The 18631-nt window shown below is 69.1% G+C and carries 18 protein-coding genes; 13 read left to right on the forward strand and 5 right to left on the reverse strand.

Annotation, left to right across the window (positions count from 1 at the left end; all coding sequences use genetic code 11):
• The first annotated feature begins 22 nt into the window (after nt 1–22).
• From KF910_RS12735 to KF910_RS12770, 8 genes are all read left to right on the forward strand, one after another.
• Nucleotides 23–334 carry a hypothetical protein gene (locus KF910_RS12735; protein WP_292263466.1) on the forward strand — a complete coding sequence of 104 codons (312 nt, stop codon included), beginning with the start codon at nt 23–25 and terminating at the stop codon, nt 332–334.
• Complete coding sequence (locus KF910_RS12740; protein WP_292263468.1) at nt 334–1170, forward strand: SDR family NAD(P)-dependent oxidoreductase; 837 nt, start codon at nt 334–336, stop codon at nt 1168–1170. The genes KF910_RS12735 and KF910_RS12740 overlap by 1 nt, the downstream gene beginning before the upstream one ends.
• Nucleotides 1170–2081 (forward strand): polysaccharide deacetylase family protein, encoded by a 912-nt coding sequence (locus KF910_RS12745; protein ID WP_292263470.1) that lies wholly within the window; start codon nt 1170–1172, stop codon nt 2079–2081. Before KF910_RS12740 ends, KF910_RS12745 begins: the two co-directional genes overlap by 1 nt.
• 68 nt (nt 2082–2149) lie before the next feature.
• Nucleotides 2150–2953 carry an HpcH/HpaI aldolase/citrate lyase family protein gene (locus tag KF910_RS12750; RefSeq protein ID WP_292263472.1) on the forward strand — a complete coding sequence of 268 codons (804 nt, stop codon included), beginning with the start codon at nt 2150–2152 and terminating at the stop codon, nt 2951–2953.
• A gap of 9 nt (nt 2954–2962) precedes the next feature.
• Nucleotides 2963–3484, forward strand: coding sequence for a MaoC family dehydratase (locus KF910_RS12755; protein ID WP_292263474.1), 522 nt, complete (start codon nt 2963–2965; stop codon nt 3482–3484).
• Nucleotides 3484–4674, forward strand: a complete 1191-nt coding sequence (locus KF910_RS12760; protein WP_292263476.1) for an acyl-CoA dehydrogenase family protein — start codon at nt 3484–3486, stop codon at nt 4672–4674. Before KF910_RS12755 ends, KF910_RS12760 begins: the two co-directional genes overlap by 1 nt.
• Nucleotides 4674–5834 carry a CaiB/BaiF CoA transferase family protein gene (locus KF910_RS12765; RefSeq protein WP_292263478.1) on the forward strand — a complete coding sequence of 387 codons (1161 nt, stop codon included), beginning with the start codon at nt 4674–4676 and terminating at the stop codon, nt 5832–5834. The genes KF910_RS12760 and KF910_RS12765 overlap by 1 nt, the downstream gene beginning before the upstream one ends.
• Nucleotides 5831–6940: a CaiB/BaiF CoA transferase family protein gene (locus tag KF910_RS12770; protein ID WP_292263480.1), complete on the forward strand. Its 1110-nt coding sequence runs from the start codon at nt 5831–5833 to the stop codon at nt 6938–6940. Before KF910_RS12765 ends, KF910_RS12770 begins: the two co-directional genes overlap by 4 nt.
• Nucleotides 6941–6945: 5 nt before the next feature.
• Here KF910_RS12770 and KF910_RS12775 read toward each other — a convergent pair whose 3' ends face one another.
• Nucleotides 6946–7668: a GntR family transcriptional regulator gene (locus KF910_RS12775; protein WP_292263482.1), complete on the reverse strand. Its 723-nt coding sequence runs from the start codon at nt 7666–7668 to the stop codon at nt 6946–6948.
• Nucleotides 7669–7705: 37 nt separating this feature from the next.
• On the opposite strand from KF910_RS12775, the gene KF910_RS12780 reads away from it, so the two are divergent.
• Genes KF910_RS12780 through KF910_RS12795 form a run of 4 tightly spaced genes read left to right on the forward strand, consistent with a single transcriptional unit; the run spans nt 7706 to nt 13165 of the window.
• Entirely contained in the window at nt 7706–9073 is a 1368-nt protein-coding gene (locus KF910_RS12780; RefSeq protein ID WP_292263484.1) for an MmgE/PrpD family protein, read from the forward strand.
• Nucleotides 9070–10440, forward strand: coding sequence for an MmgE/PrpD family protein (locus tag KF910_RS12785; RefSeq protein WP_292263486.1), 1371 nt, complete (start codon nt 9070–9072; stop codon nt 10438–10440). The genes KF910_RS12780 and KF910_RS12785 overlap by 4 nt, the downstream gene beginning before the upstream one ends.
• Nucleotides 10437–11828, forward strand: a complete 1392-nt coding sequence (locus KF910_RS12790; protein WP_292263488.1) for a phenylacetate--CoA ligase family protein — start codon at nt 10437–10439, stop codon at nt 11826–11828. Before KF910_RS12785 ends, KF910_RS12790 begins: the two co-directional genes overlap by 4 nt.
• 11 nt (nt 11829–11839) lie before the next feature.
• Nucleotides 11840–13165, forward strand: coding sequence for an amidase (locus tag KF910_RS12795; RefSeq protein WP_292263490.1), 1326 nt, complete (start codon nt 11840–11842; stop codon nt 13163–13165).
• Nucleotides 13166–13175: 10 nt separating this feature from the next.
• On the opposite strand, the gene KF910_RS12800 is transcribed toward KF910_RS12795, so the two are convergent.
• A complete protein-coding gene (locus KF910_RS12800; protein ID WP_292263492.1) occupies nt 13176–13904 on the reverse strand; it encodes a CPBP family intramembrane glutamic endopeptidase in 729 nt (242 codons plus the stop codon).
• 7 nt (nt 13905–13911) lie between these two features.
• Nucleotides 13912–14706 carry an enoyl-CoA hydratase/isomerase family protein gene (locus KF910_RS12805; protein WP_292263494.1) on the reverse strand — a complete coding sequence of 265 codons (795 nt, stop codon included), beginning with the start codon at nt 14704–14706 and terminating at the stop codon, nt 13912–13914.
• Nucleotides 14707–14796: 90 nt separating this feature from the next.
• Here KF910_RS12805 and KF910_RS12810 point away from each other — a divergent pair, with 90 nt between their 5' ends.
• Nucleotides 14797–15237, forward strand: coding sequence for a hypothetical protein (locus tag KF910_RS12810; RefSeq protein ID WP_292263496.1), 441 nt, complete (start codon nt 14797–14799; stop codon nt 15235–15237).
• A 74-nt stretch (nt 15238–15311) separates the two neighbouring features.
• On the opposite strand, the gene KF910_RS12815 is transcribed toward KF910_RS12810, so the two are convergent.
• Nucleotides 15312–16223, reverse strand: coding sequence for a DUF1838 family protein (locus KF910_RS12815; protein ID WP_292263498.1), 912 nt, complete (start codon nt 16221–16223; stop codon nt 15312–15314).
• Between the two features lie 68 nt (nt 16224–16291).
• Nucleotides 16292–18631 carry a TonB-dependent receptor gene (locus KF910_RS12820; RefSeq protein ID WP_292263500.1) on the reverse strand — a complete coding sequence of 780 codons (2340 nt, stop codon included), beginning with the start codon at nt 18629–18631 and terminating at the stop codon, nt 16292–16294.

Raw genomic sequence — 18631 nt, forward strand, 5'->3', positions numbered from 1 at the left:
TCGAGCAAGGGGAGAGAACCAAATGGCCGCAACGCGGATCATCGCCTTTTTCAATCTGAAGCCGGGCGTCGCCGTCGCGGACTATGAGGCCTGGGCCCGCACGGTGGACATGCCGACGGTCAAGGGGCTGGGCTCCATCGGCGACTTCCAGGTGCTGCGCTCGACCGCCGTTCTGGGTTCCGACGCCCCGCCGCCCTACGCCTATTTCGAGATCATCGACGTCGAGGACATGGCCCTGTTCGGCGAGGAGGTCGCCTCGCCCCTGATGCAGAAGGTGGCGGCCGAGTTCGGCGGCATGGTCGATGTGACCTTCGTCATGACGGAGCCCCTGTAATGGGGAGGTTCACCGGCAGGACGGCGGTGATCACCGGCTCGGGCCGGCGCAAGGGGCTGGGCGAGGCCATCGCCCTGCAACTGGCGGCCGAAGGCGCCGCCGTGGTGATCTCGGACATCGGCGCCTCGCGCGACGCCGCCACGCCCGGCGCCATGATCGGCGCCACGGCCGAGATGCAGGACATCGCCGCCGACATCCGCAAGCTGGGGGTCGAGGCCTCGACCTGCGTCTGCGACGTGCGCGACCCGGCCCAGGTCCAGGCCCTGGCCGACCATGCGGTGAAGACCCACGGCGGGCTGGACATCTGGGTCAACAACGCCGGCATAGGCTACATCATGAAGCCCCTGCTGGAGGTGACGCCGGACGACTGGAACGCCGTCATCGGGGTCAACCTGACCGGCGCCTTCTTCGGCCTGCAGGCGGCCGCGCGGGTGATGGCCGGGCAGGGTCGCGGCGGACGCATCGTCAACATCGCCAGCCAGGCGGCCAAGTCCGGCTTTCCGCACGCCCAGGCCTACACCTCGTCCAAGCACGGTCTGGTGGGACTGGCGCGGTCGGCGGCGATCGAGCTGGGGCCGCTGGGGATCACGGTCAACAACGTCTGCCCCAACCATGTGACGACCGGCCTGGGCGCCTGGCAGAACGAGTATTTCTCCAAGGTCACCGGGGCCGCTTCGGTCGAGGACTATCTGCAGAAGATGGCGGCCCGAATCCCCATGGGCCGGCCCGGCCTGACCCAGGACACCGCCAACGCCGTCGCCTTCCTGTGCTCGGACGAGGCCGCCTACATCACCGCCGAGAGCCTGAACGTGTCCGGCGGGGAGGAGCCGCATTGATGAACCGTCCGCCCGCCACCCCTTCGGTCCCGCCCGAGGGCTTCACCTGGCCGAATGGGGCGAAGCTGGCCCTGTCGGTCGTCGTCAATGTCGAGGAAGGCGCCGAGCAGAACATCGTCGATGGCGACAAGGGACCCGAGCCGGTCGACGAGCTGTCGGCCTCGCCCAAGCGGGCGATGCGGGTGCACGGCAACGAGAGCAACTATCAGTACGGCATCCGGGCCGGGGCGCCGCGTGTGCTGCGCGAACTGGACCGGGCCGGGATCCGGGCGACCTGGACGGCGGCGGCCCTGGCGCTGGAGCGCGCGCCCTGGCTGGCCGAGGCCATCGTGGCGCGCGGCGACGAGGTCTGCTGCCACGGCTGGCGCTGGGCGCACCAGTTCTGGATGAAGGAGGAGGCCGAGCGCGACTATATCCGCAAGGGCCGCGACTCGCTGGAGCGGACCACGGGCCGGCGCCCGGCCGGGTGGCTGTCGCGCTATCTGCACACCGATGTGACGCGGCGGCTGCTGGTGGAGGAGGGCTTCACCTATCACATGGACGACTATTCGGACGACTTCCCCTACTGGGATCTGGTCGAGATGCCGGATGGCGCCCGGACGCCGATGGTGGTGCTGCCCTACGCCATCGATTCCAACGACATGAAATTCTGGCTGGCGCCGTCCCTGACGCCTGGCGACTGGACCGCCTATGCGGTGGAGACCTTCGAGCAGCTGTACGCCGAGGCGAACGAGATCGGCGCCCGCTACATGAGCCTGGGCCTGCATCTGCGGATCATCGGCCGGCCGGGGCGGATCGGCGCCTTCCGGGCCTTCCTGGACCATGTGAAGACCCGGCCGGACGTCTGGATCGCCACGCGCGAGGAGATCGCCGCCGCCTTCTCCGCCGCCGTTCCCTCGCCCGCCGCCTGAGGCCCTGAAATCCATTTGACCGGGCGGAGTACGCCGCCTAGTTTGTCCGGACATTTGATGAGAGTCTGATGATCTACCGCTCCCTTCTGTTCGTGCCCGGGGCGCGGCCAGAGCGCTTTGAAAAGGCCCTGGCCGCCGGCGCCGACATCGCCTGTATCGACCTGGAGGACGGCACCCCGCCGCAATCCAAGGACGAGGCGCGGGCGGCCGCGGCCGCCTTCCTGGCCCAGCGACCGGCGGCGGTGCGGATCAACGGCGTCGGCGCGCCGGAGTTCGAGGCCGACGTCGAGGCCCTGAAGGGGATCGCGGGCCTGGCCTTGATCATGCTGCCCAAGGCCGAAAGCGCGGACCAGATCGCCCGGCTGGCCGATCGGCTGGGGCCGGACCACGCGCCGCTGTGGGCGGTGATCGAATCGACCGAGGGGCTGAAGAACGCCTGGGACATCGCCGCCGCGCCGGGGCTGGAAGGCGTGCTGTTCGGCGGCGCCGACTATTCGGTCGACATCGGCTCGGACATGGAATGGGACGCCCTGGCCTATGCCCGCGGCCGACTGGTCGCCGCCTGCGCCCGGGCGGGGGTCCAGTTGCTGGACGTGCCCTATCTGGACGTCCACGACCCCGACGGCCTGGTCGCCACGACGCGCCGGGTGCGGGCCATGGGCTTCACCGGCCGGGCCTGCATCCATCCCGATCAGGTGAAGGGGGTCCATGAAGCCTTCACCCCCACCCCGGCCCAGGTCGAGCACGCCCGGAAGGTGATCGAGACCTTCGAGGCGGCCCAGGGCGGCCCGGCCCTGCTGAACGGCAAGCTGATCGACCTGCCTATCCTGAGGGCGGCGAACCGCGTCCTCGAAACCGCCGCGAGAAACTGAGAAAAGACGATGGTCCAGAACGTCAAGGAAGTCGGCCCGCAACGGTATCGCGAGACCTTCGGCCGCTATTTCGAGGATTTCGTGGTCGGCGATGTCTATGAGCACCGCCCCGGCAAGACGGTGACGGAATACGACAACCACCTGTTCACCCTGCTGACGCTGAACACCCATCCGATGCATTTCGACGCCGAGTTCGCGGCGGCCTCGGAGTTCAAGAAGAACCTGGTGGTCAGCCCCTACACCCTGGCCCTGCTGATCGGGATGAGCGTGACCGACACCAGCCAGAAGGCCATCGCCAACCTGGGCATGGACGAGGTGAAATTCACCGCCCCGGTCTTCGCCGGCGACACCATCTATGGCGAGAGCGAGGTGCTGGAGAAGCGCGAGAGCAAGTCCCGCCCCGGCCAGGGCATCGTGACCATCAACACCATCGGCAAGAACCAGCGCGGCGAGGTGGTCTGCAGCTTCAAGCGCAACCTGCTGATCCCGGCGCGCGGCAATGCGGTCGAGGACAAGGTGGGCCACTACTGATGGCCGACCACAGCCACATCTCGGAGGCCGATGAGCGCGCCATCCTGGACGCCATCGACAAATGGCTGGAGCAGAAGGTGGCGCCCGTCGCCATGCGACTGGAGCATGACGACGAATATCCGGCCGAGCTGGTCCAGGACATGGTCGACCTGGGCCTGTTCGGCGCCCTGATCGATCCGGAATACGGCGGGCTGGGCCTGTCGGCGACGACCTATTCGCGCATCGTGGCGCGGATCAGCGAGGAGTGGATGAGCCTGACGGGGGTGTTCAACTCCCACCTGATGATGGCCATCGTGGTGCAGAAATTCGGCACCCAGAAGCAGAAGGACTACTGGCTGCCCAGGTTCGCCGCGGGCGAACTGCGCGGCTGCCTGGGCCTGACCGAGCCGGATGCGGGCACGGACCTGCAAGGTATCCGCACCACGGCGAAACGGGTCGGCGACAGATACGTCGTCAACGGGTCCAAGACCTGGATCACCAATGTGGTCAACGGCCACTGCCTGGCCCTGCTGGTCAAGACCGACCCGGAGGCCAGCCCCCGCTACAAGGGGATGAGCATGCTGATCACCCCCAAGATCGACCCGGAGACACGCGCGCCCCTGCCGGGCGTGCAGGCGGGCCGCAAGCTGCCCAAGCTGGGCTACAAGGGCGTGGACACCGGCGAGATCGCCTTCGACGGCTATGAATGCGACGCCGAACTGAGCCTGATCGGCGGCGAGGAGGGGCAGGGCTTCTTCATGGCCACCGGCGGGCTGGAGATCGGCCGCATCAACGTCGCCGCGCGCGGCGTCGGCGTGGCCCGGCGTGGGCTGAAGGAGGCGGTGCGCTATTCCCAGGAGCGCAAGACCATGGGCAAGCCGATCTGCGAGCACCAGGCCATCCAGACCAAGCTGGGCGAGATGGCCACCAAGGTGCGGGCGTCGGAGCTGCTGGTCGAGGACGCGGCCCGTCTCTACGACCGGGGCGAGCGGGTGGACATGGAGGCGGGGATGGCCAAATTCTTCGCCTCGGAAACGGCGCTGGAGGTGGCGACCGAGGCCATGCGCATCCACGGCGCCTATGGCTATTCCAAGGAGTTTCCGGTCGAGCGCCTTTATCGCGACGCCCCCCTGATGTGCATCGGCGAGGGTTCGAACGAGATCCAGCGGATCATCATCGCCAAACAGCTGATCGCCAGGAACAAGGTCTGATGAGCCAGCCCCTATCCGGCGTGCGCGTCATCGCCGTCGAACAGTATGGCGCCGGCCCCTACGGCACCCAGCTGCTGAGCGAACTGGGCGCCGAGGTCATCAAGATCGAGGCCGTGTCCATGGGCGGCGACGTCAGCCGCGCCACCGGCCCCTTCTTTCTGGGCGAGAACGACAGCCACTTCTTCCAGACCTTCTCGCGCGGCAAGAAGTCGGTGACCATCGAGCTGAAGACGCCGGAGGGCCGCGCCGCGTTCGAGCGGCTGGTCGCCACCGCCGACGCCGTGGTCAACAACCTGCGCGGCGACCAGCCGGCCAAGCTGAAGATCACCCATGACGACCTGAAGGCGATCAGGCCCGGCGTCGTCTGCGGCCATCTGTCGGCCTATGGCCGCGACAACTCGCGCAAGGCCTGGCCGGGGTATGACTATCTGATGCAGGCCGAGGCCGGGTTCATGAGCCTGACCGGCGAGCCGGACGGGCCGCCGATCCGGTTCGGCCTGTCCATGGTCGACTTCATGACCGGCTCGGTCTTCGCCCTGGGCGTGGTCTCGGCCATCCTGGGGGCGCGATCGACGGGCAAGGGGCGCGACGTGGACGTGTCCCTGTTCGACGTAGCCCTGCACCAGACCTCCTATCCGGCGACCTGGGCCATGAACGAGGGCCATGAGATCGAGCGGATGCCGCGCGCGGCCCATCCGTCGATCGCGCCGTCGCAACTGGTCAGGACCGCCGACGGCTGGGCCATGCTGATGTGCCAGACGCCGAAATTCTGGGACGCCTTCTGCGCCCTGGCCGAACAGCCCGGACTGAAGGCCGATCCCCGATTCAAGGACATCCCCTCGCGGCGCGAGAATATCGAGGCCCTGACCGAGGCGCTGGATGCGGTGATGCAGACCCGGACCACCGACCAGTGGCTGGCCCTGCTGGGCGGCCAGGTTCCCTTCGCCCCGGTGCGCGGCCTGAAGGCGGCGCTGGACAACCCCTATGTCGCCGAAGTCGGGATGCGCGATGTGGTCGAACATCCGGAACGGCCCGAGGGCCTGCATCTGCTGGCCTGCCCGATCAAGATCGACGGTCGGCGCGCGCCGGGCGTCCGGGCGCCGCGCATGGGCGAGCACAACGCCGAGCTTCTGGGCGCCAAGGCGGCGGCCGCGGAATGAAGCTGGAGGGCGTCAGGGTTCTGGACCTGTCCCTGTTCCTGCCGGGGCCGATGCTGACGCTGATGATGGCCGACCACGGCGCCGATGTGATCAAGATCGAGCCGCCCGGCGAAGGCGAGCCGACGCGCCACATCGGCTACGTCAAGAACGGCGCCTCGGTCTGGTTCCGCAACACCCATCGGGGCAAGCGCAGTGTTTCCCTGAACCTGAAGACGCCGGAGGGCCTGGCCGATTTCCACGCCCTGGCGGCGCAGGCGGACGTGATCGTCGAGGCCTTCCGTCCCGGCGTGGCCGACCGGCTGGGCGTCGGCTACGACGCCGTGCGGGCCTATAATCCCGGCGTGGTCTATTGCGCCGTCAGCGCCTTCGGCCAGAGCGGCGCCTATCGCGACCTGCCGGCGCATGACGTGGCGGTCCAGGCCCTGGCGGGGGTGGTGTCGCTGAACCAGGGGCAGGACGGCAAACCGACCATGCCGCACATGCCGGTGGCCGACGCCCTGTCGTCCCTGACCGCCCTGTCGGGGGTGCTGATGGCCCTGCTGCGGCGCCAGACGACGGGGCAGGGGGACTATCTGGACGTCTCCATGTACGACGCCACCCTGGCCTGGACGCCCAATGTCACCGGCCGGATCTTCGCCACGGGCCAGGCGCACGAGCCGAAGGCCGAGCGGTCCTGGGGCGGGGCGGCCTTCTACAACCTGTATGAATGCGCCGACGGCCAGTGGATCGTGCTGGGCGGGTCGGAGCTGAAATTCGCGCGCAACCTGCTGACCGCCCTGGACTGGCCGGACCTGATCGATATCGCCGCCCGGCCGCCGGGGCCGGAGCAGGAGCCGCTGCGCGCCTTCCTGCGCGAGACCTTCCGGGGCCGCACGCGCGCCGAATGGGAAGACTGGTTCCAGGGGCGCGACATCTGTTTCGCCCCGGTGCGGACCCTGAAGGACGCCTTCGACGATCCCGCGACGACCGCGCGCGGCATGCTGGCCCGCGACGCCGAGGGGAATGAGGTGGTCGGCACGCCGATCCTGTTCCGCGAAGAGCCGGCGCGGATCGATCCGGCGCTTCCGCCGCCGCCGGTTCCGGCCGCGAAGGCGGGCTGGCGATGACCGCCTCAGCTCTCGCGGTGATAGGTCATGGCGTAGACGAAACGCGACGCCGGGTGGGTCGAATCGGACGCCAGCATCAGCCGGCCGTCGGCGTCGAAATAGCGGCGCAGGGTGTGCAGGGCCGCGCCGCCCTTTTCGGCCTTGAGGAAACGCGCCTGTTCGGCGGTCAGGTTGACGGCCGAAATCTCCTGCTCGATCCGATGCACGACGACGCCGAAATCACGCGCGATCAACTGCTGGATGGCGCCGTCCCAGTCGCGCAGCTTGGGGGCGATCTCGGCATAGGCGGGGGCGATATAGATCTGCGACAGGGCGACGGGCTTGCCGTCGTTGCGCCGGAGGCCGGACGCCACCAGCCAGGCGTCGGCCGCCTGTTCGTTCAGACCGATGCGGATCGCCTCCTGCGGCTCCAGCCGACGCAGGCCCGCGGTGCGGATCTGCAGCCGGGCGTCGCGGGCGTATTGCATCAGGGCCTGGGTCCCGCCCAGGGGCTGGACGAAAGCCGGGGCGCTGTGGTCGCGGATCACCGTGGTGCCGACGCCGCGCCGACGCTCGACCAGGCCGGCCTCGAACAGCAGGCGCAGGGCGTCGCGCGCCGTGTGCCGGGACACGTCATACAGCTGGCACAGTTCGAACTCGGGCGGCAGCTGGCTTCCGACCGGATAGCGTCCCGAGACGATTTCGCCGCGCAGGATGTCGGCAAGCTGCCGATAGCGGGGTTGGCTCATGTCTGACTCGCGTTGCGCAAAGAAACCTTTTGCCACCATGTCCGAACAAGAGGGAAGCCTGTCCCTGCGTCTGGCGAACCGGTTGGCGCGGGCGCCGCGTGCACAAGATCGTCATAGGGGGCGCCGGCATCTGCTGGACTGGCTGGCCTGCGCCGTGGCCGGATCGCGCGAGCCGGGCGCCGCGGAGCCGCGTCGGCTGGCCCGGCGCGAGGGCATCGGCGCCTGCCGGATCATCGGCGGCGGCCGGGCGGGACCGCAGGCGGCGGCCCTGGCCAACGGCCCGGCCGGCGCCCTGCTGGAAATGGACGATGTGGATCGGAGGGGCCTGCTGCATCCTGGTCCGGTGGTCTTCCCGGCGGTCCTGGCGGCGGCCGAGGCGACGGGGGTCGATGACGGCGACGCCATCCTGGACGCGGCGATCCGCGGCTATGAGGCGATGATCCGTGTCGGCCGGGCGGTCGGGCCGGATCACGCCGCGCGCTTTCACGTCACGGCCAGTTGCGGCGGCTTCGGGGCGGCGGCCGGGGCGGCGTCCATCCTGGGGCTGAACCGGCTGAAGACCGCCTGGGCCCTGGGCAATGCGGGCCAGCAGGCGTTCGGCCTGTGGCAGGTGCGGCACGAGCCGGTGTTCACCAAGGCCCTGCACGATGGCCGGGCCGCCGCCAACGGCCTGGCCTCGGCCCTGCTGGCGGGCGACGGCTATGCCGGTCCGCTGGAGATTTTCGAGGGGCCGCACGGCTTCTTCGCGGGCCTGTGTCCCGATGGCCGCCCGGAGGCGATCCTGGACGGGGGGGAGGCCTGGGCCATCCACGAGGTCAGCTTCAAGCCGCACGCCGCCTGCCGACACGCCCATGCGGCGATCGACGCGGTGCTGGACCTGCGGCGGCAGGCGGCGGGCGCCGACCTGGAGAGCCTGACCCTGGGCGTCTATGGCGACGCCCTGACCTTCTGCGATCGCCCGGCGCCGACGACGCCGGTCGAGGCCAAATTCTCGCTCCAGCATGCGGCGGCCGTGGCTTGGCGTCATGGCGACGCGGCCCTGGAGCGGTTCACGCCCGAGGCCGTGGCGGATCCCGACAATGCCAGCCTGCGCGCCCTTGTCCGCCCGGTCCGCGATGCGGATTGCGACGCCGGCTACCCGGCCCGGTTCGGGGCGACGGCCCAGGCGGTGCTGTCGGACGGTCGGACCCTTCGCGCCGAGGCCCCGGACGCCCTGGGCGATCCCGAGCGGCCGCTGGACGATGCGGCCCTGGTCGCCAAGGCGCGCGCCCTGTTCGCCTGGGGCCGCCTGACCGACGTTCAGGCGGACGGCCTGATCGCCGCCGCCCTGTCCCTGGGCGAAGGGGCGGGCCTGTCGGACCTGTGGGCGGCGGCGCCGATCGCGGGCCTGGAGAGTGGATCATGACCGATCTGGCGGAACGTCTGGCGGATCACGCCCTGGCCCTGCGCTGGGCCGACATCGACGCCGGGGCCCGGGCGGCGGCCCGCACCTTTCTGCACGACAGCCTGTGTGTCGGCGTCGCCGGCCGGAACGCGCCGTTCGCCGAGGCGGTGCTGAGCGCCGCGCGCGCCTGGGGCGATGGGGGGAAATGCTCGGTCCTGGGGCGGCCCGAGGTGCGCCTGCCCGCGCCGCAGGCGGCCTTCGTCAACGCCTTCCAGATCCACAATCAGGAATTCGACTGCGTCCACGAGCCGGCGGTGGTGCATCCCCTGGCCACCCTCGTCGCCGCCCTGTTCGCCGAGGTCGAGCGGGCCGGACCCTGTTCGGGCGAGGCGGTGCTGACCGCCCTGGTCGCCGGGGTCGATGTCTCGGCCGGACTGGGGGTTGCGGCGACCCGACCCTTGCGCTTCTTCCGCCCGGCGACGGCGGGGATCTTCGGCTGCGTCGCCGCCCTGATCAGCCTGACCAAGCCGTCGCGCCAGGTCGCCCTGGACGCCTTCGGCTACGCCCTGTCCTTCGCCTCGGGGACCATGCAGGCCCATGTCGAGGGCAAGGCGACCCTGCCGGTCCAGATGGGCCAGGCGGCGCGCAACGCCGTGGCGGCCTTTGACCTGGCGCGCGCCGGTTTGCCGGGGCCGGCGCAGTCGATCCAGGGGCGGTTCGGCTATCTGCCCCTGTTCGAGGGCGACCATGAGGCCGAGGCGGCCTTCGCCGACCTGGGGCGTCGGTTCCGCATCGCCGAGGTCAGCTGGAAGCCCTATCCGACCGGACGCGCGGCCCAGGGCTGTATCGTCGCCACCGAAATCCTGATGCGCGACCATGGGGTGACGCCCCGGTCCCTGGAGCGGCTGACCTACAGGGCCCCGCCGATCATCCATTATCTGGTGGGCCGTCCGGCTGTCGAAGGGATGAGCGTCGCCTACGCCCGGCTGTGCGCGGCCTGGCTGGCGGCCGTCACCCTGACCCGCGGCCGGCCGGTGGGGCTGGAGGATTTCACCGAGGCGTCCCTGGCCGACCCGGCCGTCCTGGCCCTGGCGCAGCGGATCGAGGTGGTGGTGGACGACAACCCCGACCCGGCCGCCTTCGCCCCGGCCGAGGCCATCGCGCGGCTGAGCGACGGCGGCGAGGTCCGCCTGCCGATCAGGGCCCAGTTCGGCGCGCCCGACTGGCCGCTAAGCCGGGACCAGCATCTGGCCAAGGCCCGGGCCTGCCTGGCCTTCGGCGGCCTGGAGCGGGTCCATCCGGCGCTTTCGACGATGATCGACGACTTCGAGACCTGGGATGACGCGGGCCGGGCCTTCCGCCTGGCCGCGGGGAGAGACGACGCATGACCGACCTGCACCGGCACTACTGGCAGGACATGAGCCCGGACGGGCTGACGGCCGATCATCCGATCGGGGACGCCTTCACCCGCTATGCGACGACGGTCAGCCGCGACGAGCTGACGGCGCACCAGAACCGGCTGTTCCTGCGCTGTGTCGCCCTGGCTTGGAAGACGCCCTTCTATCGCAAACTGTGGGGCGACCGCGGGATCGAGGCGGGCGACATCCGCTCGCTGGAGGACCTGCCGCGCCTGCCGATCTTTGACAAGTCGGACATCATGGCCAGCCTGGACCGCGACCCGCCGTTCGGGGATTTCGCCGGCTTCCAGGCCTATGACCAGCGCCCGCCGGTGATCCTGCACACCACCTCGGGCACCACGGGCAAGCCGCAGGTGCTGCTGTTCGGGCCCAAGAGCCGCGAGGTGCAGAACATCCTGCTGGCGCGCCTGTATCGCTTCCAGGGACTGCGGCCCGACGACATCGTCCATTCGGTCTATGGCCACGGCATGATCAACGGCGGCCACTATGTGCGCGAGGCCGTGACCCACTGGACCAGCGCCGTCTTCCTGTCGGCCGGGACGGGGGTGGAGACCCGCTCGGTGCAGCAGGTCGAGATCATGAGGAATTTCGGCGCCACGGTGATCGTGGGCTTCGCCGACTACATCAAGAAACTGGCCACGGTGGCGCGCGAGATGGGGCTGGAGCCCGGCCGCGACATTCCGGTGCGGATGATCTCGGGGCACATGGGCCGCGAGGACAAGGCCGCCATCGGCGAGGCCTGGGGCGGGGCCGAATGTTTCGACTGGTACGGCGTCGGCGACACCGGCCTGATCGCCGCCGAGGGGCCGGACCGCGACGGCCTCTATGTCCAGGAGGACGCCCAGTATCTGGAGGTCTGCGACATCGACAGCGGCAAGGTGATCGAGGATGGCAGTGTCGGCGACATGGTCTGCACCTGCCTGTTCAAGGACGACCTCTATCCGATCATCCGCTTCAACACCCATGACGTGACCCAGTGGAAGCCAGGCAAGTCCTCCATCGGCGTCGAATACCGCCGGGTCGAGGGCTTCATGGGCCGGTCGGACAATATGGTGAAGATCCGCGGCATCAACATCTTCCCGCAGGGCGTCGGTCCGATGCTGGACGAGCATCCGGCCTTCGCCAAGGAGTTCATCTGCCGCGCGACCCGTGACGCCCAGGATCGCGACAGCTTTATCGTGGTGGCCGAGGCGACAGACCTGTCGCCGGCGACGGCCCGGGCCTTCGCCGACATCCTGAAGCGCAAGATCGGCATCGAGCCGGTGATCGAACTGGTCGCGCGCGGCGCCACCGCCGGTCTGACCCAGATCGACGTGCGCCAGAAGCCGATCCGGCTTATCGACGAACGGTTCAAATAGGGGGCTGGGGCTTGGCCTTTTCCAATCCGGTCGTGGAGGCGGGGGTCGCGGGTCTGGCGGCCCTCTATCGCGCGCGCGCGGTGACGCCGCTGGAGGCGACCGAGGCCTATCTGAACCGGATCGAGCGGCTGAACCCGCGCATCAACGCCTTTCTGGACGTGGACGCCGAGGGCGCGCGGGCGGCGGCGGCGTCAAGCAGCGCGCGGTGGGCGGCGGGACGGCCCCTGTCGCCGCTGGACGGGGTTCCCATCGGTGTGAAGGCCAATATCGCGGTGTGTGGCCTGCCCTGGCACGCGGGCGTCGCCGCCTATCGTGACCGGATCGCAGTGGAAGACGCCGACTGCGTGGCGCGGCTGCGGGCGGCCGGGGCGGTGATCCTGGGGACGTTGAACCTGCATGAGGGCGCCCTGGGCGCGACGACCGACAACCCGACGTTCGGGCGCACCGAGAACCCGCATCGGGCAGGCTTCACCCCGGGCGGATCGTCGGGCGGATCGGGCGCGGCCGTGGCGGCCGGCCTGTGCGCGGCGGCGCTGGGCACCGACACCATGGGCAGCGTGCGGATTCCGTCCGGCTATTGCGGCGTGTTCGGCCTGAAGCCCGGAAGGGGGCGGGTGTCCAACGCGGGGCTGATCCCTCTGTCCTGGACGCTGGACACGGTGGGGCCGCATGCGCGTTCGGCCGAGGATTGCGGGCTGGTGATGGCGGGGATGGCCGAGGCGGCGGGCGCAGATGAGGACAGGCGGCCTCTGGCGGTGCTGGACTGGTCCGGTCAGGTGGAGGCGGAGCCCGCCGTAACCGAAGCCGCCGCGCGCACGGTCGAGCGGGCGCGGGCTTTGGGGCTGATCGTCGAACCCCTGCGGCTGGACGACTATGACTTCGGCGCCGTGCGGCGGTTGGGCCTGCTGGTCTCGGAGGTCGAGGGGCATGTCGTCCACGGAGCCGTCCTGGCTGAACGACCGGAAGGCTTTTCACAGGCGTTCGCGGCGGGCCTGGCGTGGGGCGCCCGGCAACCGGCGCCCAGGCTGGCGCGGGCCTATCGTGAGCTTGACGTCACGGCGGCGCGGGTGCGGGACCGGTTGCGCCCCTATCGCGGCCTGCTGTCGCCGACGGCGCCACAGACGGCGTTCGCCTTCGAGGATGCGGCGCCGGTCAATCAGGCCGATTTCACCGCCATGGCCAATGTCGCGGGTCTGCCCGCGGCGGCTTTCCCCGCCGGCGAGGTGGACGGCCTGCCGCTGTCGATGCAGGTCATGGCCTGGGACGAGGGCGAGGCCCTGGCCCTGGCGGACCGGCTGGCGGCCCAGATGGTCACGCCGGAGCAGTTCGTGGGGTAGGGGGCTTCGGCTAGTCCCACCGCATGAAGATGGCGGTGAACGTCAGGGTGTCGATCAGGCCGTGCAGGAGAATCAGCGGCCAAAGGTTGCGTTTGAACAGCAGGAACATCGTGCCGAACGCCAGACCGATAGCGCCTGTGACGACTGCGCCCCGAAGACCCTGATAATAGAAATGCCCGTAGCCGAAGATCAGGGCCGGGATGATGACCGCCGGTATGGCCCCCAGCCGATGACCGGGGAAAACCTCGCGCAGGCGCGAGATCAGATACCCCCTGAAGAACATCTCCTCGCCGAAGGCGGCGGCGGTCCAGACGATGGCCAGCCACATCAGGTAGTGAGGCAGGCTCCCGGCCACTTCGCCCCACCGGTCGTCCACTTCGGACGGAACTTCCGTCAGGAAATCCAGCCCCATCGAGGGGCCGATGACCGTCGTCAGGGCCACCACGATGGCGAATGCGACTAGCGCCAGCGCCGCCTGGGGGATGACCATCAGCCTGGCCTTCCACCCCGGCAGTGGAACAAGCCCGAACATCTTCCAGCCCGGCCCCCTGAACCGCAGATAGGCGGTTAGAACGACAAGCGTGAGAAGCAGGGAAACCGGGCCTGCATAGCGCCAGAACAGTAGGCTGAGCAGGAATTTGGACAGCAGGGCGAATACGACGAATGCGGCGACCTCCAGCAGAACGGCCCATTTCGGCGAGCGCTGGGGAGACCCGATCTGATCAGTCTGAACCGTCATCCAACCCTCATCGGTACGGAAACACCGGCGTCCGCTTCTGCAGGAAGGCGTCGCGGCCTTCGCGGAAGTCTTCCCCTTCCAGCGAATCCAGGAACCAGTCGCGGGTGGCGTCATCGTCCTGGACCTGGCCATCCAGGATGCGGCGCACCACCGCCTTGGTGCGCCGGGCCGACCATTGGGACGCCGAGGCGATGGCCGAGGCCTTCTCGGCGACCGCGTCCGCCAGGGTCTCGGCGGGGCAGGCGGCGTCGATCAGGCGGACGGCCAGGGCCTGGTCCGCCGTCAGGATGCGGCCGGTGTAGAGGATATCCTTGGCCGCCGACGGCCCCACGGCTTCCACCAGGCGGCGGGTGTCGCCCAGGCTGTACATCAGGCCCAGCTTGCCGGGGGTGATGCCCAGCTTGGCCCGGTCGGAAGCGATCCGCAGGTCGCAGCACAGGGCCAGGCCCAGGCCGCCGCCGACGCAGGCGCCGGGAATGGCCGCGATCGTCGGCTTGGACAGATGGGCCACCGCCTCCATGGCCGCGGCGATCTCGACGGCATAGGCGGCGGCGCTGTCGCGGGTCGCATAGACGGTCTCGAACTCGGCGATGTCGGCGCCGGCGGCGAAGGTCCCGGCCGCGCCGGTCAGGACCGTGACCTTGGCCGCGCGATCCTGTTCGACCCGGGTCATCACCCCAGGCAGGGCGCGCCACATGGCCTGGGTCAGGGCGTTGCGCTTGTCCGGCCGGTTCAGGGTCACGGTCGCCACGTCCGCGTCCACGGACAACAGGATGGCGCCGTCGGCGAAGGGTTCGGTCACGTCGTTTTCCGCTCTTGCTCGAAATGGACTATTAGATATATCATTATATCAATCGCTGACGCCGCGTCGGCGTGCTGGAAGGAAACCGCCGTGAGCAACATTCGCAAGGACATGCCCCTGCTGGCCCGCCACGAAGGCGTCTGGGAAGGGGTCTATATCCACGTCGACAAGGACAACAACGAGATCGACCGCCACAAGTCGCGCCTGCAATGCCAGTTCCCCAGCGACAGCGAATACCACCAGATCAACACCTACACCTGGGACGACGGCCGGACGGAAGAGATTCATTTCCCCTCGACCTACCGCGACGGCAAGATCTGGTGGGACAACGAGCGCATCGTCGGCAACTGCTGGGAGGCCGACCCCCAGACCATCCTGCTGCGCTGGGAGCGCAAGGACCTGCCGAACGCCTACCTCTACGAGATGATTCAGATTTCGGCCGACGGCAACGAACGGGCCCGGACCTGGCACTGGTTCGAGAACGATGAACTGTTCAAGCGCACCTGCATCAAGGAAAAGCGGGTGTCGTGACCTGGGCTTCTGCGTCTCCTCCCTGACGACCTGCCCCCGAAGGCCACGGCCTTCGGGGGTTTTCTTTTGCGGCCTTAGTGACCGGAAGCGGCGGCGGGCCGGGGCGCAGCGGCGCGGCGTTCGGCGTCGATGGCGTCGCGGGCGACGGTCCAGCTGGTCGCGTTGGGCCGGGCGTCGTCCAGCGGCGGAGCCGAGGCGTAGATCGGATAGTCGTTCGCGATCGCCGACTTCAGCGGCTCTGGCAGGGCGTCCACGCCCGCGATGGTCTGGCCCATGGCGTTGAAGACCATGAGGCCGGGGCGGCCGCCCATCTTCATCCACGGCAGCCAGGGGGCGATCCGCACCCAGGCCAGGGCGGCGCCGGCGGTGGTGGTGTCCGAACCCAGAAGGGCGTCGCGCTGGGCCACGAAGTCGAAGATCTCCATGGCGTGATACTGGTTGCCGACATAGTCCTGATAATCCCCGGCCAGGGGGTTGGTGTAGAACAGCGGAATCTCGCTGGCGGCGAAGACGCGGTCGTCCTGCAGGCGGAAGCCGGGATTGAACGGGCGGCCCTGGGCGTCGCGCTCGAAGAAGGGGCGCATGTTCACAGGGTCGTTGGCCACGGGCATGACCGACACCTCGGCGCCGGTCCAGGGATTGGTCCAGGTGCGCAGCACCTCGCCGGTGCGGGGGTCGAGGTAGAGCATCAGTTCGCGCGAGACGAGGCGGAAGCCGTCGCCGCGCTGGGCGTCATGCACGCCGACGCACTGGCGGATGTTCATCCCCTCGACACGGAACAGCAGGCGGTCCGGCTCGCCCTCCACCCGCGACCAGACATTGCCGGACCAGTGATAGACCACCTCCTGCCCGTCCTGGGTCGAGCAGTGGACCTTGCGCAGGGCGGTCAGGGCGTCACGCGGGGTGGCCAGGTCCAGGTCGCTGGCCTGGGCGGTCGAGGCCATCAGGGCGGCGCCGGCGGCCAGGGTGGCGAGGAAGGTTTTCATGTCTGGGCTCCGAACAAGAAAAGGGCTCCGGAGCCGCCGGCTCCGGAGCCTCATGCAGGTCGTCTATATCAGAACCGGTAGCCGGCGCTGACGCCGAACATCCGGCGATCCGGCGCGGTCACCAGGGGCGACCCCACCGAGTAGTTGACCGCGTCATAGAAGCGGACGGCGGCCACCGGCGTATCATCGTCAAAGACGTTGTTGACGAAGAAGCGGAAGCTGTAGCTGTCCGACAGCAGCGCCAGGCGCACATCCACGGTCATCTTGGCGCCGAACGACTGCATGTTGTCGGCCCGGACGAAGGTCTCGGACTGGTACTGCATGTCGATGCGGCCTTCGAAATCCAGGCCTTCAAAGGCGTTGGCGACCGTGTAGCGCGGCGAGACCGTGAATTTGTGGTCCGGCACGTAGGGCAGGTGACGGCCGTCGAAATTCCACGCCGGCTGGCCCAGCTGCAGCAGGACGGCGGCCAGGGAGTCATCGACAAAGCTGTTGTAGCGGGCGCGGGTGAAGGCGTAGCTGGCCACCACCGTGAAGTCGTCCGACACGCGCCAGGTGCCGTCCACTTCCAGCCCGTAGATGGTCGAGTCCGCGACGTTGCAGGTATAGGTCCGCTGGGTCGAGGAGCCGCCGAACGACAGCGGGTTCTGACAGGCCGTCTGCTGATCGGTCCAGTCGGTGTAGAACAGGGCGATATTGGTGCGCGCCCGGCCGTCCATCCAGTCGAACTTGCCGCCGACTTCGTAGTTCCAGCTGTATTCCGGATCGTAGCTGCGCTGGTTGGCGGCGATGTTGATGTTGGTGTTGAAGCCGCCGGTCTTGGCCCCCTTGGCGACCGAGGCATAGACCATCCGGCCCGGCTCGATCTCGTAGTTCAGGATCACGCGCGGCGTCACGAACTCGAAGCTGTTCTTCAGGTTGAAGGTCGCCGTCGAGGCCGCATCCGTCGCCGACGCATTGGTCGGCCCCTGGACGTAGGTCTGGTCCTCGGTCTGGTAGCGCAGCTCGGCGGTCAGGGTCAGCTGGTCGCTGATGTCGTAGGAGGCCGAACCGAACACCGACAGGCTCTCGGTCGTGGTCACCATGCGCGGGAAGCCGAAGGCGGCCACCACGGCCGGGTTGCCGAAGCCGCTCAGGCTGCGCTGAACCGCATCGACTTCGCCGTCGTAGTAGTAGGCGCCGACCAGCCAGCTGAAGGGGCCGTCGGTGGTCGAGGCCAGGCGCAGTTCCTGGCTGAAGTCGGTGTAACCCTCATCGGCCGACGAGGTGGCGAAACCGGTCGTTCCCTGGGCGATGGCCGGGGCGAAGGGCCAGCCGAAATTGGGGCAGCCGCCCGCCCGGTCGCAGATCGTGTTGTCGCCGTCATAGGTGTATTCGGCGCTGCGGTCGCTGTAGGAGGTGATCGACGTCAGGGCGGCGGCGCCGAAGTCGTAGTCCAGCGTCAGGCTGGCGCGGAAAGTGTCCTGGCGGGTGCCGTAGTCGCCGACCTCGTTGCTGGTGCGCTTGGTGTTGACCCAGATGGAGTCGGCGTCGATCGACGGCACCTGACCCACATACAGCAGGTTGCGGGTGATGGTCGCGGCCGCGCCGGCCGGCGTGCCGGGGAAGGCGTTGTTGCGCACGACGACGGAGGCCGGTTGGCCCGAATCCTCGTTCGAGGCCGTAACGCGCAGGACGGCCGAGAAATTGTCGGTCGGGGCGAAGTCCAGGGTCGCCATGACGCCGCTGGTTTCGGACCAATCGACGCGGCCCCCGTCGATGGCGCTGGTGTAGAAGCCGTCGAACTCACGCGTGTAGGCGCCGATGCGGAAGCCCAGGGTGTCGGTGATCGGACCGCTCAGCCCGACCGTCAGCTTGCGCAGGCCGTCGGAACCCAGGGTGCCCTCGATGTCGCCGCTCAGGACCGAGGTCGGGCGCTGGGTGATGTAGTTGATGGCGCCGGCGAAGGTGTTCTGGCCATACAGGGCCGATTGCGGGCCGCGCACGACCTCGATCCGCTCCAGGTCCGCCATTTCCAGGTCGGCGCCGGCCTTGCCGCTCAGATAGACGCCGTCCAGGAAGACGCCGACGTTCAGCTGGCCGAAGGTCTGGGCCGCGCCGCGGATGATCGGCAGCTGGTTCTGGGCGCCGAACAGGGGGGTGAAGGTCAGGCCGGGGGCCACCTTGGCCAGGTCGGCCAGGCGTTCGACGCGCGCCGACTGAAGCTCTTCGGCCGGCAGGGCCGAGATGGCGACCGGCGCCGACTGCAGCGATTCCTCACGGCGCCGGGCGGTGACGACGATGTCGTCCAGGCGGCTGGCCGGATCGCGGGTCGCCCCGGCGTCCTGCGCCAGGGCCGGAGCGGCCACGCTGAAGGCGCTTAGCGCGACGGTGGCGGCCAGGGCCGCCTTGAAAGTGTTGTTGCCCAT

The sequence above is a fragment of the Brevundimonas sp. genome (assembly GCF_019636155.1).
Taxonomy (GTDB): Bacteria; Pseudomonadota; Alphaproteobacteria; order Caulobacterales; family Caulobacteraceae; genus Brevundimonas.

Bases quoted from the DNA above. Each gene is read 5' to 3' on its own strand.
- KF910_RS12735 (WP_292263466.1), top strand. From the start codon at position 23: ATGGCCGCAACGCGGATCATCGCCTTTTTCAATCTGAAGCCGGGCGTC.
- KF910_RS12740 (WP_292263468.1), top strand. From the start codon at position 334: ATGGGGAGGTTCACCGGCAGGACGGCGGTGATCACCGGCTCGGGCCGG.
- KF910_RS12745 (WP_292263470.1), top strand. From the start codon at position 1,170: ATGAACCGTCCGCCCGCCACCCCTTCGGTCCCGCCCGAGGGCTTCACC.
- KF910_RS12750 (WP_292263472.1), top strand. From the start codon at position 2,150: ATGATCTACCGCTCCCTTCTGTTCGTGCCCGGGGCGCGGCCAGAGCGC.
- KF910_RS12755 (WP_292263474.1), top strand. From the start codon at position 2,963: ATGGTCCAGAACGTCAAGGAAGTCGGCCCGCAACGGTATCGCGAGACC.
- KF910_RS12760 (WP_292263476.1), top strand. From the start codon at position 3,484: ATGGCCGACCACAGCCACATCTCGGAGGCCGATGAGCGCGCCATCCTG.
- KF910_RS12765 (WP_292263478.1), top strand. From the start codon at position 4,674: ATGAGCCAGCCCCTATCCGGCGTGCGCGTCATCGCCGTCGAACAGTAT.
- KF910_RS12770 (WP_292263480.1), top strand. From the start codon at position 5,831: ATGAAGCTGGAGGGCGTCAGGGTTCTGGACCTGTCCCTGTTCCTGCCG.
- KF910_RS12775 (WP_292263482.1), bottom strand. From the start codon at position 7,668: ATGAGCCAACCCCGCTATCGGCAGCTTGCCGACATCCTGCGCGGCGAA.
- KF910_RS12780 (WP_292263484.1), top strand. From the start codon at position 7,706: ATGTCCGAACAAGAGGGAAGCCTGTCCCTGCGTCTGGCGAACCGGTTG.
- KF910_RS12785 (WP_292263486.1), top strand. From the start codon at position 9,070: ATGACCGATCTGGCGGAACGTCTGGCGGATCACGCCCTGGCCCTGCGC.
- KF910_RS12790 (WP_292263488.1), top strand. From the start codon at position 10,437: ATGACCGACCTGCACCGGCACTACTGGCAGGACATGAGCCCGGACGGG.
- KF910_RS12800 (WP_292263492.1), bottom strand. From the start codon at position 13,904: ATGACGGTTCAGACTGATCAGATCGGGTCTCCCCAGCGCTCGCCGAAA.
- KF910_RS12815 (WP_292263498.1), bottom strand. From the start codon at position 16,223: ATGAAAACCTTCCTCGCCACCCTGGCCGCCGGCGCCGCCCTGATGGCC.
- KF910_RS12820 (WP_292263500.1), bottom strand. From the start codon at position 18,631: ATGGGCAACAACACTTTCAAGGCGGCCCTGGCCGCCACCGTCGCGCTA.